The organism is Rheinheimera tilapiae, assembly GCF_042432165.1.
Classification (GTDB): domain Bacteria; phylum Pseudomonadota; class Gammaproteobacteria; order Enterobacterales; family Alteromonadaceae; genus Pararheinheimera; species Pararheinheimera tilapiae.
The window spans coordinates 99,405-114,234 of sequence record NZ_JBHLXP010000004.1 but is presented as its reverse complement, the minus strand read 5'-3'; the positions used below and the strand labels follow the sequence as shown (position 1 = coordinate 114,234).

14 protein-coding genes are annotated in these 14,830 nt (G+C 56.1%); 7 read left to right on the top strand and 7 right to left on the bottom strand.

Annotation, left to right across the window (positions count from 1 at the left end; translation table 11 throughout):
* Positions 1–196 precede the first annotated feature (196 nt).
* A complete protein-coding gene (locus tag ACFFJP_RS15465) occupies positions 197–922 on the bottom strand; it encodes a LytR/AlgR family response regulator transcription factor (protein ID WP_377246040.1) in 726 nt (241 codons plus the stop codon).
* The gene (locus ACFFJP_RS15460; protein ID WP_377246037.1) at positions 919–2,472 is read right to left on the bottom strand and encodes a sensor histidine kinase; all 1,554 of its coding nucleotides are present in this window, start codon (positions 2,470–2,472) and stop codon (positions 919–921) included. Before ACFFJP_RS15460 ends, ACFFJP_RS15465 begins: the two co-directional genes overlap by 4 nt.
* A 217-nt stretch (positions 2,473–2,689) precedes the next feature.
* Between ACFFJP_RS15460 and ACFFJP_RS15455 the strand changes: the two genes are divergently transcribed.
* From ACFFJP_RS15455 to ACFFJP_RS15445, 3 genes are all read left to right on the top strand, one after another.
* A complete protein-coding gene (locus ACFFJP_RS15455; protein WP_377246034.1) occupies positions 2,690–3,577 on the top strand; it encodes an ATP-binding cassette domain-containing protein in 888 nt (295 codons plus the stop codon).
* Positions 3,574–6,873 (top strand): M1 family aminopeptidase, encoded by a 3,300-nt coding sequence (locus ACFFJP_RS15450; protein ID WP_377246031.1) that lies wholly within the window; start codon positions 3,574–3,576, stop codon positions 6,871–6,873. The genes ACFFJP_RS15455 and ACFFJP_RS15450 overlap by 4 nt, the downstream gene beginning before the upstream one ends.
* Before the next feature lie 74 nt (positions 6,874–6,947).
* Positions 6,948–7,148: a ribosome alternative rescue factor ArfA gene (locus ACFFJP_RS15445; RefSeq protein WP_377246028.1), complete on the top strand. Its 201-nt coding sequence runs from the start codon at positions 6,948–6,950 to the stop codon at positions 7,146–7,148.
* 10 nt (positions 7,149–7,158) lie between these two features.
* Here the strand turns inward: ACFFJP_RS15445 and ACFFJP_RS15440 are convergent, their stop codons facing one another.
* The 4 genes from ACFFJP_RS15440 to ACFFJP_RS15425 all read right to left on the bottom strand — a co-directional run bounded on the left by ACFFJP_RS15440 (position 7,159) and on the right by ACFFJP_RS15425 (position 12,182).
* Positions 7,159–7,728 (bottom strand): DUF6942 family protein, encoded by a 570-nt coding sequence (locus tag ACFFJP_RS15440; protein WP_377246025.1) that lies wholly within the window; start codon positions 7,726–7,728, stop codon positions 7,159–7,161.
* Positions 7,725–10,355 (bottom strand): M1 family metallopeptidase, encoded by a 2,631-nt coding sequence (locus ACFFJP_RS15435; RefSeq protein WP_377246022.1) that lies wholly within the window; start codon positions 10,353–10,355, stop codon positions 7,725–7,727. The genes ACFFJP_RS15440 and ACFFJP_RS15435 overlap by 4 nt, the downstream gene beginning before the upstream one ends.
* Positions 10,356–10,542: 187 nt before the next feature.
* Positions 10,543–11,223, bottom strand: a complete 681-nt coding sequence (locus ACFFJP_RS15430; protein ID WP_377246019.1) for a DsbA family oxidoreductase — start codon at positions 11,221–11,223, stop codon at positions 10,543–10,545.
* Complete coding sequence (locus tag ACFFJP_RS15425) at positions 11,220–12,182, bottom strand: M14 family metallopeptidase (protein ID WP_377246016.1); 963 nt, start codon at positions 12,180–12,182, stop codon at positions 11,220–11,222. Before ACFFJP_RS15425 ends, ACFFJP_RS15430 begins: the two co-directional genes overlap by 4 nt.
* 292 nt (positions 12,183–12,474) lie before the next feature.
* Between ACFFJP_RS15425 and ACFFJP_RS15420 the strand changes: the two genes are divergently transcribed.
* The gene (locus tag ACFFJP_RS15420) at positions 12,475–12,882 is read left to right on the top strand and encodes a hypothetical protein (RefSeq protein ID WP_377246013.1); all 408 of its coding nucleotides are present in this window, start codon (positions 12,475–12,477) and stop codon (positions 12,880–12,882) included.
* An 8-nt stretch (positions 12,883–12,890) separates the two neighbouring features.
* Positions 12,891–13,205: a helix-turn-helix domain-containing protein gene (locus tag ACFFJP_RS15415; protein ID WP_377246010.1), complete on the top strand. Its 315-nt coding sequence runs from the start codon at positions 12,891–12,893 to the stop codon at positions 13,203–13,205.
* Between the two features lie 5 nt (positions 13,206–13,210).
* Here the strand turns inward: ACFFJP_RS15415 and ACFFJP_RS15410 are convergent, their stop codons facing one another.
* Positions 13,211–13,528, bottom strand: a complete 318-nt coding sequence (locus ACFFJP_RS15410; RefSeq protein ID WP_377246007.1) for a hypothetical protein — start codon at positions 13,526–13,528, stop codon at positions 13,211–13,213.
* Between the two features lie 59 nt (positions 13,529–13,587).
* Here ACFFJP_RS15410 and ACFFJP_RS15405 point away from each other — a divergent pair, with 59 nt between their 5' ends.
* Positions 13,588–13,989, top strand: a complete 402-nt coding sequence (locus tag ACFFJP_RS15405) for a hypothetical protein (protein ID WP_377246004.1) — start codon at positions 13,588–13,590, stop codon at positions 13,987–13,989.
* 45 nt (positions 13,990–14,034) lie between these two features.
* On the top strand, positions 14,035–14,796 hold the full coding sequence (locus ACFFJP_RS15400) for a hypothetical protein (RefSeq protein WP_377246001.1): 762 nt from the start codon (positions 14,035–14,037) through the stop codon (positions 14,794–14,796).
* Positions 14,797–14,830: the final 34 nt, after the last annotated feature.

Below are 14,830 nucleotides of genomic sequence, written 5' to 3'. Positions count from 1 at the left end.
ATCTGCCGTAGGGGGCAATGAGCTTGCGAATTGCACCCATGTCCGTTATGCGATAACCGTTCGGTGGGTTTTGCTTCGCGCTACCCACCCTACATCCGGCCTTTTGTCTGCCGTAGGGTGCAATGAGCTTGCGAATTGCACCAATGCGATTTCCGTTATGCGATAACCGAAAAGCAAGCGAATTGTTTAGATGACCTCAGCGCGGCGTGAAGATACGCCGCGCTTGTTCTTTAAAGGCCTCGCCGATGCGGATCTGCTGCTGGTTACTCAGTCGCAGGCTCTGACTGTCTAGGCTCTGTACCTGACGCGGATTCACCAGAAATGATTTATGTACCTGCACAAAGCCAGAGCCAGCGGTCTGTTCGCTGATGGCTTTAAGCGTGGCGCTGACCAGCGTCATCCGCTCGCCTTGCCACACTTTGACGTAGTTGCCATAGCCTTCAAAACAACAAATCGTCTCCAAATCAAAGCGGCGTAATTCACGGTCGACTTTCAGCACAATATGCGCACTCTCTGCCGCAGCCGTTGCAGCTGCCGGCGCAGCAACCGGCAGCAGCAAACCGGCCCACCGCCGCACTTTGTCCAGCGCAACAGCCAACCGTTCGCTACTGACCGGCTTCAGTAGATAGTCAGTGACATCGAGCGCGAACCCTTCCAGCGCAAATTCGCCATAAGCCGTCACCAGCACCACTTGTGGCGGCTCTGCCAACAGCTTCAGCATCTGCAAACCAGTCAGTACCGGCAGCTGAATATCCAGCACAATCAGATCCACCGGTTGGGTCGCCAGTACGGCCATCGCCTCCGCGGCGCTGTAACAGTGCCCGGCCACCACCACATCAGCATGCGCCGCTAAGTGATGCATCAGCACCTGATGTGCCAACGGCTCGTCGTCAACGATCAGCAGTTGCAGCGGTTTATTCATGCCGCCTCCTGTTCAGTCCACAGCGGCAGCTGTAATTCGGCATGCCAGCACAAGGGATTATCTGAGGTTGGACCGCTCTGCAGCATAAAATCAGAACCGTATAACAACTGCAAACGCCGGCGCAGATTCTCCAGCCCCATGCCCGCACCAGTCGCGCCTGCAGCCTGATCTGGCAGCGTATTGCGGCAAATAAACACCAGCCGCTGCTGCGTAATGGAGGCCGACAGCCAGATTTGACTGGGCGCAGCGCTTGTCTCCACGCCATGTTTATATGCGTTTTCTACCAGCATGATCAGTAACAGCGGTGGCAACTGCCAATGGCTTTGCGCCGCAGGAAAATCGATATGCACACTGGTTTTATTGCTGACGCGCAGCTGCTGCAGATCGAGATAATGCTGCAGATAGTCCAGCTCCTGCGCAAGCGTCACACGCGCCTGCTGGCCCTGATACACCACATAACGCAGCAAATCCGCCAGCTTCAGCACCAGCTGCGGCGCCGCGTCTGACTTCAGCAAACACAGCGCATACAGGTTATTTAACGTGTTAAACAAAAAATGCGGATTGATTTGCTGTTGCAGCAATTGCAGTTCAGTGCGGACCTGCTGATGATGCAGCTGAGCCAGCGCGCTATCCTGTTGCTGGCGTTCAAAAGCCAGGATCAAAGGCGTCGTTAGCAGCCACTGCAGCAGCATAAAATTGCAGTTGTACCAGTCAAACGGATCCTGACTACCACCCGGCACGGCCGGCACATCAACGCCATGATTCATCGGCAGTTGCAGTAACAACCAGGCCAGTGGCGCGTAACAACACAGGATCAACAGCAAGCTCAGCAGCACAAACGGCAACAACCCGTGCCGCGCCAGCAACCGGCGGATCAGCAAATACCGCGTCAGCCAGTAACAGCCAAACATCACAGCAGCCATCACGGCAAATTGCCACAAATACCACAGCCACAGAACCGGCTGTGCAGCTATCCGCGACCAGTCAACACGCGCCGGGATCGGCTGCACAGCAAAGCCGGGCGAATGGGAAGTCAGTAAACAAGCCCAGGCCAAAGTCCAGAGGCCAAGTAACAGCAGCAGCGCCGCATCGAGCGACCAGAGCCGCGACCAGCCGGTCAGCGGCCCGCTGCGTTGCCGGCGCTGATAAGCCAGATGACACCAATACAATAACGACAACATGCCAACCAACAGCCAGTCTGTTACCTCGAAGCGAAAGGCCTGCGCGCTGCTTTGGCTCCAAAACCACCAGCACGCCGGATACAGCACAAAGGCGGCAAACCAAAGCAAAATCAGCTTTATCGTGTGTCGTTGGGATTTCGCTGAACCGTCCTCTGGTTGCAGGCTATGGCTGAGCCAGCCCTGAGCGAACAACAACGGCAAATACAACAGTGCCGACAGCAACGCTGATATCCAAAACGGCGGGATCGGAGTGTAGGCGGCCACATCTGCCGGCAACATCTGCGGCGAAATCAGCACCCACAGCCAGGCCAGCAGCACCGGCAATAGCGCTAACAGATGTTCTGTTTTTGTCAGATCGGCAAATTTCATCAGTACAGAGAGTCCAAGGGCGATGGTCTTATGCTGCCTGCCGCCAGCGTGCTTGTCATCTGTCCGCTGACAAAAACCGGTTTTGGCCTGACGAACCGGTTTTCTGCGGTTTTTTTGGCTTGGTCATCACAACAGGCCGGTTGGTCATTGCCGGCTTGAGCCACCACGCGCTGTGGCTTTAGCTTGTGCGGCATTGACCACAGCAAGAAGCAGCCAGATGTTACAGATCCAACAACTCTCCAAAACCTATGCCGACGGCACCCAGGCACTGCGTCAGCTGACCCTGACGGCCGACCGCGGGCTGTTTGGCCTGCTCGGGCCCAATGGCGTCGGTAAATCCAGTTTGTTACGCACTATTGCCACGCTGCAAAGCGCTGACAGCGGCACGCTGCTGTTTGATGGCATTGACGTGCAGCAAGAGCCGGAGCGGCTGCGCCGGCAACTCGGTTATTTACCACAGGAATTTGGCGTCTATCCGCATTTGTCGTGTCAGGCGTTGCTTGAACATATCGCCGTGCTCAAAGGCCTGCATCAGGCCACAGCGCGGCGCGAACAGATAGCGCAGTTGCTGGCGCTGACCAACCTCAGCGCCGTGGCCGGCAAAACGGTGGCGCAGTTTTCCGGTGGCATGCGCCAGCGCTTTGGCATCGCGCAGGCGCTGCTTGGCGATCCGAAACTGTTGATCCTTGATGAGCCAAGCGCTGGGCTGGATCCACAGGAGCGCGCGCAGCTGCATAACGTGCTTTGTGAAATAAGCCGGGACCGGCTGGTGCTGCTGTCGAGTCATATTGTTGATGACATCGAACAGCTGTGTCCAAACGTAGCCATCTTGCTGCAGGGCCAGATTGTGCTGCAAGGCGACACCCAGGATTTAATCACGCCCCTAACCGGACAAATTTGGCAGGCATATGGCGCTTCGGTCGCAGTACCGCCACAGGCGCAACTGCTGCAGCGCAGCTACCAGCGCGGTATCCCGCTGCTGCGCGTGTTTGCACCACAAAGTCCAGGCCCAGACTTTCAACCGGTCGCCGCCACGTTGCAGGATCGCTATTTTCTGGCACTGGCTCAGGCTCATGCTCTGGCTCAAATGGAGCGTGCGTTATGAAACTTGGGGCTCTGCTTTACAACGAATGGCGGTTTTACCGGGTACAGCCGCAATTCTGGCTCTGCCTGTTGCTGGCGCTGGCCTTTGCCGCGCTGGTCAATCTGAATCCGGGTTCTATCGATGCGCAACCGGAAAAGGCGCTGTTGCTGCGTCATAGCATGCTGCTGATGTCCATTCAGCCGCTGCTGCTTGCCGTCTTAGCCCCGCTGGCGTTCTGCCGCGATAGCCAGCATGGCATCAGCGCGCTGATTGACGTCAGCGCGCAAAGTCTGCGCCAGCGTTTGGCCGTGCGCGCCACCGGTTTATGGCTCACTGCCATGGCAATGCAGCTGATTTTCCTCGTGATGGTGGCGCTGGTGATGTCAAAAGGGCTGGCGGATAGCAGCGGCATCTGGCGCTGGTCGCTGATCCTGTTACTGGTCCAGCAAGTGCCGGCCATCACCTTGCTGGTCGCGCTGTTCTTGTGGTTAAGCCGTCACAGTCAGTCGCCGCTGGCGCTTTATTTACAAGGCGCAGGGATTTGGCTCGGCTATATGCTGTTGGCGGCAGCAACCGGGTCACCGCTGATGGCGAACAGCCAGTCGATTTCGCCGCTGCTCAGTCAACTGATGCTGTATCTGGACCTGTATGCGCTCAACCCGCTGCTGGCGCAACTGCAACAACAAGGCGCAATGCCGGCTGGCCTGCTGCAGCTTGAGATGACCTTTTGGCTGAATCGCATGCTGATTGTCAGTCTTGCCGCCTGGATCTGTTGGCGGGCGCTGCGGCCCGGGACATCCGCTTTGCCACAACCGGAACATCGGCGCAGGGCGCTGTCGATGCGCTCCGCTGCACAAAGCGCTGCGGCAAACGGCCTGCTACAAAATCAGACACAGGGTCAGTATCAGCCTTGCCCGCCCGGCGCGCTGACCTTTTGGCCGGTCTTTCGCGGTCTGATACAGCTGCAATGGCAACAACTCTGCTGGCAACGCAGTACGCTACTGGCTTTACTGGCGCTGTGCGGCCTGATTTTCAGTGAGGTCTACACCGGTTTGGGCTATGCCGAGCAGTTCAGTCAGTTGCTGCCAAGTAGCCGGGACGCCATCAACCGGGTCAGTGGCGATGTGGTCCCACGCTTTGGTTTGTTGTTATTGGCGTTCTGGGTGTATCAGATAGCCTGGCTGAACCGCCAGCAGCGCATCGACGGTTTGATCGCCGCCACACCGGTGCCATCCTCGCTGTTGTTATCCAGCCAGTTCGTGGTGTTATATGGGCTGGTCCTGCTACTGGTCGTGCTGAGTCTGGCGGCGGTTGCGCTGGCGCAAATGCTGCTGCAGGTACCGCTGGATCTGCTTGAATACGGCCAGCAAGGCTTGTTATTAGTGCTGCCGCTGTTAGTCTGGGCAACGTTATTACTGGCTTGTCATGCGGTATTGCGCCAGCCACTGTGGGCCAATCTGGCGGTCGCCGGCTTGCTGGCGTTTGGCCTATCCCCGCTACCGGCCTTGCTGCAACTGCAGCATCCGCTCTGGCGCATCGGCCAAAGCCAGTTAGATCTACCCGACAGTCTGTGGGGCTATCAGGGCGCTTTGGGCAACTCGGCCCAAACCTTAGCCGGTGATCTCAGTAGCGGCGGCTTCTGGCCTTATCTGCTGCTGTGGGCTTTATTGGCGCTATGCCTGTTTGCGCTGGCCTTGCAGTTTTATCATCGCGGCACCGGTTTTAGCAGCCCGAGGCTTGCCACCAAGCTGACACCTTTGACCGTCTGTGCCGCGCTATTCGCTATGCTGACGCTGACGCAAGGCTGGTCTTTACATCAACAACTTGACCAAGCCGGCGCGCTGCAAAGCCGCGACGAGCGTCAGGCGAAACAGGCCGCTTATGAGCGACAATACCAACACTGGCAGACAGTCCCGCAACCGGTGGTACGGCAGGTCAAACTTAGCGCCAGCCTGCAACCTCAGGCACAACAAGCCAGCATCAGCGCAACCATCACTTTGCAGAATCCACATTCGACTGCCATTTCAAAGCTATTGCTGGGGTTCCCGCGCCTGCAGTTCGGGGCTGAGCTGCAAAGCCTGCAGCTACAAGATGCACAGGCCGAAACTATCGACGCTGCATTGGGTCAGCAGGTGTTTACCCTGCAACCAGCGCTGGCGCCCGGTGCCCGTATTGAACTGCAAGTCCAGCTGGCACTACATCAACCGGCCATCACCGCAATGCCTAATCATCAGGTGTTAAGAGCGGAATTTAGCTACCTGCGGTTATTACAGCTATTGCCGCAGCTCGGATTTGTGCCGGAATTACGCCTGCGTGACGACGCCGATCGCGCCCGCTTTGGTCTGGCTGCGTTACCGGCCTCGCAGCATCAACCCTCGGTACTGGCCACGCCCGCCAATGCGCGCTATGACTGGGCCACGCTCGACACCACCATCGCAGTGCCCATTGGTTATCAGGGTATCGCCGCCGGTACTTTACTCAATAGCTGGCAGGCCGAAGGGCAGCAGTATTTCCACTACCGCACGCAAGCACCGGTGCGCAATTTGCCGGCACTGATCGCAGTGCCGTGGCAGCAGCAAAGCAGCACTGCGGCAGGCGTGCCACTGCAGATTTACAGCCCGGAATTTAATGCCACCACCGATTTAACCATGCAGGCGATGCGTGACACAGTGCAATGGTTTTCGCAGCAGATCGGCGCTTATCCGGGCGACGCACTGCGGCTGGTGATCATGCCGGACATAGGCCCAACCGGCTACGCGCTACCACAGCTGGTGCTGATTAATCATCGGGTTGGTGTGCGGGCCAAGCCAAACGCAGATGCGCCTTTTAGCCAGGTCTACCGGCGCGCAGCACATGAAACCGCACATCAATGGTTTGGCCATGGCATCGGCAATGGTGTCCCCGGCGATGGTGCTTTTCTGGTCGAGTCGCTGGCTAAATACGCGGAACTGGTGCTGCTGGAGCAAAGGTTTGGCCGCGCGGCGATGCAAGGGCTGGTCGATTACGAGCAACAACGCTATGCGCGGGCGCAGGCCGGCAGTCTGGCGGCCGCCAGCAGTCTGATTGATGCCGACGAGTCTTATGATCAGTATTCCCGCGCCACACTGGTGTTTGCCAAGCTCAGAGCAGAACTCGGTGATGCGGTGATCATTGCGGCCCTGCGTCAGCTCTGGCAGCAACACCGGTATCCGGCAACGCCGGCAAGTTCGATGGATTTTGTCCGGGTGCTGCGGGCACAAAGTCCGGCCAGCGCGCAGCCATTGATCGAACAGCTGTTGCTCGGGACTGATGTCAGGCTATTACTCGGCGAAGAATAAACACAACGCCAGACAACCTGATATACTGCGCTGGTTTTTTAATCAGCGCGTCAACAATACCAAGGAGTCTGACGATGAAAAAACCACTGCCGCATGATCACCAGCGCGGCGAAATCCAAGACAATATGCTCAAAGCCATGGTGACCAGCCCGCTGTTCAGAACCCGGGTGGTCAAAGCGAAAAAAGGCAAAGGTTCGTATAACCGGCATGATAAAAAGGGGCGACAATCGCAAGATTCCGCCCCTTTTTCTTGCCTGCTATTCTGCCGCAACTAATCTGCCACCATTAATCAGCTATTGCCGGCCACTGCCGGATCAGCTGCACTAACCGCGTTATCTTCACATCACTGAGCTGCCGGTAATCCAGATAAGGACACACCACCAGCCGAACCCGCTTTGCTACAGCAAATTCATCATCGAGCCAGACTAAACCACCGGTCCATGTATCGGGTAACAGCCCTTGCGCCAGTAAATCACGCGCGTGCTGCCGGCCAGCAATGATATGGATTGTGTCTACGCCGCAGTCTGATGCAGCAAATCCTGTTTGGCCAAACAACAACGCCGTATCCGATCCCGCCTGCAACAACGACTGATCACGCCATTGCTGCCAGCTGCGGGCGCCTTGCAAATTGGGCTGCCAGGGCGCAGGCAATGCCCACACCAGCTTGGCATAGACATTAAACACCTTGCGCCAGCCATTGCCGCAGTGCTGATAAATCTGGTCGATTTGGCCAGGCAACAGCGCCAAGCAAGCATCAAGCCCAGCAAACTCGGCCATCGGCGGCGCTTTGGCGACATAAACGCGCAAGCGCGCCTGTGGGTCGCCTACACCGCCTTGCGGCAATACTGGTCTCACCGCTGCGTTTTCAGCCAGGCGTCGACCTGCGCCGGGATGCGTTTGACCCGGTCCAGCCGCCGTTCAATGCCGGCAGCAGCTTCCAGATAGGCGGTTTTCACCGGTTTGGTCGTGGCAGTCGCCGCTTTTTGCCGCAGCAAGGTCGCGGTGGCTGCCTCGCGGGAAGCGCCCAACAGCGACGCATCAAAACCGTCGCGGCGCAGCGGGTCTAAGCGCTCGTCAAAAGCCGCCTGATTGGCCAGATAAAAATCGTAGGCCAGCTGCGTATGTTCCAGCGCGACCCGGTTTAACAAGCCCGGACCAAATTGTTTTGGCGTTAAATCGGTCAGAATCAATGCCAACGCCTGTTTCGCCAATGCTTCATCTTTGGCCGACGCCAACGCGCCTAACAAACGACGTTTTTCCGTGCTGTTACTGGTTTTTGCGGCAAGCGTTTTCAGCTGAGCAAAGTCCGCAGCAGTAGCCTGAGTGCCGACAATTTTCAGCACGACGCCATAGAGATCGCCGGGTAATACTGATTTATCGGTCTGACTGGCAGCGAATCTTTTGCGTGCCTCTGCAATGACTGCACCATCGCCCAGATCCGCCAGCACCCCGATCAGGCTGCTACGCAAAATGCTGGTATTGTCGGATTCACCGGGCTGCTTTTCCCAGCCGACTTTGGCAAACAACGCCTGCGCTTTTTTCAGCGCAAAAGCTTTATAAGCCTGCTCACCCGCCAGACCGCGGTATAAGTCGGTAAAGCCTTCCAGTTGCTCCACCACGTCGGTGGCGATGATCGGATTGGCATCAGCCGGCAGTTGCTGGGTCAGCGCCAGATAACGACTGATGTCGCTGTAACCGGCATAGCCCAGCGACACGCTGTCTTTGAGTAAGCCCAGCTGGTCGACCGCCGGTAACCCGGCAAAACCTTTCACCACGTCGGCGAACAGGGCGTCGCTGTAATCAACCCGGTAATAACCGGTCTGGCCGGCGTTGACCGTCACAGCTCCACAACCCGGCACCGTCATGGTTTGCGGTGCATCACCGCGAATTTCAGCGCGGGCGGCGGCTTGCCCGGCCACTTGCGCAGTCACCGGCACTGTCCATTGTTGCGGTTGTTTTGATGCGGCATCCAGGCCAAATCGGCCTTGCGTTAAGGTCAGCGTTGTGTTGCCCTGCTGACATTCCGCTTTGACGGCTTTGATTAAAGGCACACCCATCTGATTGGTAAAATCTTTGGCGATGGTTTCAACCGGCCGGCCTGATGCCTGGGCCAAGGCCTGCCACAAGTCGCTGGTGACCGTATTGCCATACTGATGTTTTTGCATGTAAGCACGCACACCGGCGCGGAACGCGTCCTCGCCGAGATAGGCTTCCAGCATGGTGATGACAGATAAACCTTTGGAATAGGTAATGCCGTCAAAAGCTGCATTGGCCTCTGCCAGATTCCGTACCGGCTGCACTATCGGGTGCGTAGTTTCCTGTGCATCCTGGAACATCGCGTAGTTGCGCGAGCCAACAGCACCTAATTCAGCATGCCACTGCGGATAAAAATGCTGGCTGGCTTTGGATTCCATCCAGGAGGCAAAACCTTCGTTCAGCCACAGATCATCCCACCACTGCATCGTCACGATATTGCCAAACCATTGGTGCGCCATTTCGTGGCCAACCACGGCAAACACTTCCTGCTTGTCACTGGTGTTGGAGAATTGCGGATCCAGCAATAGGGTGCCTTCGAAGTACATCACGGCGCCCCAGTTCTCCATCGCGCCAAAACCACCGGCACCCGGTACGGCGATGTGATCCAACTTCGGTAACGGGTACTGTACGCCAAAATAGTCGTTGTAATAGTCCAGCAGCTGATAAGAGGCGTTCAGTGCGAAAGTACCTTTGACGGCGTCGCCTTTTTTCGCCACCACACCATGCTCAATACCGCCAGAGCGGCCGGAGATCCGCTCGTAGTCACCAGCGCCAACATACAGCAGGTAGCTGCTCATTTTCACGCTGGGCGCAAAATCAACGCGGGCGCGGCCATCAGCCAACGGCTGCCGGCGCTGCTCCGGCATATTCGACAATGCCAGCTGGCCTTTGGGCTCAATAATACTGATTTTGAAGATGGCTTTATGCGAGGGCTCGTCCCACATCGGCGCTAATTTGCGGGCATCACCCGGCTCAAACTGGCTGGACAACATCCGGCCTGTGCTGCCATCCGCTTTGCTGTAATCGGTGACAAACAAACCAGCCGACTGCTCGTAAATTTTGCCCTGATACCGCACGCGCAGCTGATGTTTACCTGTGCTGACCGGCGCTTTGAAGTGCACTCTTTGCGTTTCGGCGACGACTTCGGCGTTGACCTTTTTGCCATCAAGGCTGGCGTCGATGATGGTTAAATCCAGCGCATTCAGTACCAGCTCGTCCAGCGCCTGCGTGGCATTAAAATCCAGCGTCAGTTCGCCCTGAAAGGTCAGTTTCTGTAAATCCGGATCAATGGTCAGCTGATACAACTGCGGGCTGGCGCCGGCGGGCAATACATCACGTTCGGCAGGGATGGCGGCAGAGCTGCCAGCTGCGAAAAGCGCCACTGAGCAAAACAAAGCAGTAGTCACGGCGAAAGCCAGCCGTGTTTTCACAAACAATGCGGTCATAAAATCAAGGATCCTTGCTGAGTCAAATCGTTGCGATGGCAACATCGCAATCATCATGCTGAAGAGAGTTATGGGACAGGGTTAACATAATGAAAAATAAATGTAAGGTCACTTACTATTTTTGTCATACGCAGCAGACTGCGGTCAATAGCAGTCTGGCTGCGCTGAAAAACGGCAGCGATTCGGATCAGGCTTGTTCTGCTTCTGCCGCGATTTGTTGCAGAGTCTCCGCCAGCTGTGCAGGCTCCTGGGCGCCGGAGATCAGGTAACGCTGATTGATGACAAAAGCCGGTACTGAGCTGATACCCGCCTGCTGATACGCAGCTTCTTCGGCCCGCACATCGTCGGCAAACTGCGTCGACAACAGCACTTGCGCCGCGGCATCTGCGTCCAACCCGGCGGCAGCGACACAGCGCAACAACACATCATGTTCACTGACCTGCTCGGCACGGCCAAAATAGGCCTCAAACAGCGCCAGCTTTAACGCCGTTTGTGCCGATACGCTTTGCGCTGCGGTGGCCGGATAAGCAGCGGCCGCCCATTTCAGCAGCCGGTGTGCATCAAAAGTATTGCAGGTCAGCCGCTGTTCCATGCCGCTGAAATTAAGCCCAAGCCCAGCGGCTAATTGCATCAGCATCTGCTGCGACTGCTGCATTTGCGCTGCCGGCACGCCATATTTACGGCACAGCGCCGGCAGGATTGGCTCAGGCACTAACGCCGGATCCGGGTTCAGTTCAAAAGCGCGCCAGTGTAAATCCACTTCAATAGCGCCGTGCAAACTCTGCAACGCTTGCTGCAAGCGGGCATAACCGATGGCACACCAGGGACAGGCGATATCTGAGACTAAATCAATCCGCAGCCGGGTCATAACACGCTCCCGGTTGCCGCTAAGGCGTAATCGAAACCGGCACAAATCACTGCAACCTGCGCCTGATTGCACTGCGCGGGTGTAGCGCGCGGGCTGTCCGGATACACTTCGGTCGTGGTGACATAGACCGCATCGGTCATACCGCCGCACAGGCCCAGTGATTTTTTCGGATAATTGACCACGCCAAATTGCTGTAGGGCTTCGCCAATCAGGCAGCCTGTGTCATCTGCTTCCGCCACATGGGTGATTTTGCTGACGGCTGCAATCATCACACGCTGAAATTCCGGCTGCGGTTTTGCGGTGTCCCCAACCAGATAAAAACCATCCGGAATATTCCAGTTGGTATTCACAGTGCCATCGCGCGCCGCTTTGGCCGGCCGGAATTCGCTGTTATCCGAATCGGTGGTTTCATGCAAATCGATATGTACCAGCGGCGTAGGAAATTGACCGAGCAGCGCCAGCACGGCATTGGCTTCCTGCGATGGCCCGCCGGCAACAAAAGACCGGTTCGGATCGACCGCATCCGGGTTCCAGCGATTGATGGTTTCATAACCCCAGGGGCTGATACACGGCAGCACCAGCACGTTGGCCTGCGCAGCATAGTGAGCAAAATGTTCGCGGATAAACAGCAACGCCCCCTGCACCCCACTGGTCTCATAACCATGCACACCACCGGTGACTAATAGCAGCGGTTTATTGCTATCAAAATGGCGGTTTTTGACGGCATACAGCGGATAAGTCCCTAGCTGGTGTGAACTGTAATCCAGCGTGCCGTAGCACTGCAGTTCAGCGCAGGCCGCCAGCGCAGGCGCCGTCAGCAGCTGCTGTAACGGCGCCAATACTTCCGCCTGGTAACTGCGTTTGACCGGCTGCTGACTGAGCCACAAAGCTCTTTCCGCAGCGCCCCATGGGGTGCCAACAGTGCCAATAGAGTAAATACGTTGCACAGATTTAGTCATTGCGGGAAGCTCCGGAACAGGAAAAAGCAAAGGCTTACTATATCATCGCCGCTTGGATGGAGGACAGAGCGACAGGTACGTCGCTAGCATTTCAATCTAATTTTTGTTATTAATCAGTGCATTAAACAATGTGGCAGCGTCACTGTCGCCTGACAGTGCACGCTATGACATGGCAATGACATATAAGTGACGCGCCATGACGCACGACTGTCGTCACGACAAACGGCCAGGCAGGGTAAAAAGAACAGCAACTCCCGCAGCACATGCTGTTGAACCAAAAGGAACTGTGAAAATGACAACCACCGCAACCAGCAGAGCCGCCAGTGTGTTTGATTATGCCGGCCATGAAATCAGACTAGAGGTCAGTATGTTCAGCGGCCGTGAATGGCTTTATCTGGACGACCAATTGCTGGAAAAAAAACGCAATCTGACCTCCTGTCGCAGCAAGTTTCAGTTTGTTCTTGATGGACAACAAGCAGAGATCCGCCTGCAATCCAAAGGCATTGCGGGTGTTCTGACCGGCCACTACGGCGTTGAACTTTATGTCAGCGGCAAACTGATGGATAGCGATGAATTTGATTACAGCCAGCTGATGATGAAAGACCCGAAAAAACTGAAAGGTGGGTTGTCATTTATTGCCTTGTTTATGGCGTCAGGCTTTGTGTTTGGTATGGCTGTGGCCATGCTGTTTAAGCACTGAGACCGGCCATGCAACTAAATCCTCAACTCATCAAGCAACTACGAACCGAACGGGGTTGGACCCAGCAACAGCTGGCCGAGATCTGCGCTATCAGCCTGCGCACTGTGCAGCGGGTTGAACTACAGGGGTTAGGTTCGCTGGAAACCTGTAAGGCGCTGGCCACGGCCTTTTCCATCCCGCGCGAGCAGTTGCTGGAACAAGACAAGGCCGGGGCCGGCCAGGCAACAACGGCCCCCGCCGGGAATACCACGCTTTGGGTCGGTCTGGCATTTTTCATTGGCATTGTGGGTGGTTCGGGCCTGACGCTGTGGCTGGGTCGCTAGCGATGTCAGCGACTCGAAACCTGCTTGCGGGACTGCCACCAGCACCACAATCCCGCCAATGGCAATAACACGGATGCCGAGCCCAAAGATCCAATCAACAAGCTTTGCGTCAGCAGCCAGATATCACTAAAACTTTGTTGCCAGATGCTATAACCCAGCGCCAGCAGCAGACAGATAAGAGTCCAGCGCCACGCTGGCCAGGGAAAATAACGCGGATACAGCTGCTGCAGACTTTTGCAGACCAAATACACAGGGGCGAGGACTGTTGCCAATAACAGCACCACAGCAGCTAGAAAAAAAATCGCGGTGATGATTGTTTGCATCAATCCTCCAAATCCATTGCGCTCTTAGTTTATCAACAGGATTGGATGGAACAGCGGACGTGCCAGCTGATTTTTGGCATAATGCTGCTTTACCAAACACCGAGACGCATATGCTGCAAGCCACCCGTTATTTAAGCTATTTCTTCCTGCTGAGCTATTTCGTTGCTTTAATTTTTACCGGTGTCATGAAAGGTACAGTGTATCAGGACCCTTTGCATGTGCAGTACATGCTGATGAGTCTGGGCTTGGCTTATTTAGCGCAGTTCGTGCAAAGCCAGACTATGCTCACTGTAGTCTTTGCTGTGATCCTGACCGCACTGGTAAAAATTTGCACTCAGATGTATGGCTGGCACATTACAGAACGCGCGATTGGCGGCATGAATCTGGGATATCTGATCGCTTATCTGCTATGTATTCAGCAATTGGTTAAACTGAAAAAGCAGCATCAATCCCGGAACTGATGCAGCAGGACAGGCAGGACGCCGTTGGTCTGACGGAGGTCCTGAATGAAGTGGTTCCGCTGTTACTGCCTGTGTTTGCTACTGCCCTGGCACTGGTCGCAAGCCGAACCATTGCAGCTGGTCGACACGCTTGCCAGCCTGCAGCCCAGAGTCGGTCAACCACCGGTTGAAGCGCAAATTGTACTGCGCATTCTGCAACAATACCCATCTTCGTACACCTTGGTCGACATTAGCCGTAACCGCGCGCGCGAATGGACCAAGACCGCCCCCAACGCCTGTATCCCTTGGCTGCATAAGACTCCCACGCGTGAGCGCGACTTTCTGTTTACTGTGCCTTATATGCTGGAAAGCGCGATTACTTTGGTCAGCTTGCCCAGCTCGCACTGGCAAGCACAACTGGAGCAGCTCAAAGACCCGGCCGGCCGGCTCAGCCTGCAACAATTACTAAGCTTACACCGGCCGCCCTTACTCGGCGTCGAAATGAACCGCAGGTATGGTGAAGTGCTCGATCCCCTGTTGCAGCAGCATAAAGCGGCCTTGTATACCAGAAGCACGGCAGGTGAGTATGTAGGCAGCATGTTACCTATGCTGCAAAAAGGCTTTGTCGACCTGATGCTGGAATATCCAAAAATCGTCGAACGTCACAGCAGCGGACTGCGCTACTGGCGGCTGACTGAAGCTGAGCCTTTTAACCTGGTGCACTTTGCCTGCAACCGGTCAGAGCAAGGTGGAAAAATCGTCACACGGCTCAATCACGCCATCCGCACGCTGGCCACACAACAGCAATATCAACAGCTGATGCTATAACCGCTGGCTCCGGACGAACGCGAACAGGCCCTGC

Coding starts and splice junctions, on each gene's coding strand:
- ACFFJP_RS15455 (WP_377246034.1), top strand. CDS start 2,690: ATGTTACAGATCCAACAACTCTCCAAAACCTATGCCGACGGCACCCAG.
- ACFFJP_RS15465 (WP_377246040.1), bottom strand. CDS start 922: ATGAATAAACCGCTGCAACTGCTGATCGTTGACGACGAGCCGTTGGCA.
- ACFFJP_RS15425 (WP_377246016.1), bottom strand. CDS start 12,182: ATGACTAAATCTGTGCAACGTATTTACTCTATTGGCACTGTTGGCACC.
- ACFFJP_RS15460 (WP_377246037.1), bottom strand. CDS start 2,472: ATGAAATTTGCCGATCTGACAAAAACAGAACATCTGTTAGCGCTATTG.
- ACFFJP_RS15410 (WP_377246007.1), bottom strand. CDS start 13,528: ATGCAAACAATCATCACCGCGATTTTTTTTCTAGCTGCTGTGGTGCTG.
- ACFFJP_RS15445 (WP_377246028.1), top strand. CDS start 6,948: ATGAAAAAACCACTGCCGCATGATCACCAGCGCGGCGAAATCCAAGAC.
- ACFFJP_RS15400 (WP_377246001.1), top strand. CDS start 14,035: ATGAAGTGGTTCCGCTGTTACTGCCTGTGTTTGCTACTGCCCTGGCAC.
- ACFFJP_RS15420 (WP_377246013.1), top strand. CDS start 12,475: ATGACAACCACCGCAACCAGCAGAGCCGCCAGTGTGTTTGATTATGCC.
- ACFFJP_RS15430 (WP_377246019.1), bottom strand. CDS start 11,223: ATGACCCGGCTGCGGATTGATTTAGTCTCAGATATCGCCTGTCCCTGG.
- ACFFJP_RS15435 (WP_377246022.1), bottom strand. CDS start 10,355: ATGACCGCATTGTTTGTGAAAACACGGCTGGCTTTCGCCGTGACTACT.
- ACFFJP_RS15415 (WP_377246010.1), top strand. CDS start 12,891: ATGCAACTAAATCCTCAACTCATCAAGCAACTACGAACCGAACGGGGT.
- ACFFJP_RS15450 (WP_377246031.1), top strand. CDS start 3,574: ATGAAACTTGGGGCTCTGCTTTACAACGAATGGCGGTTTTACCGGGTA.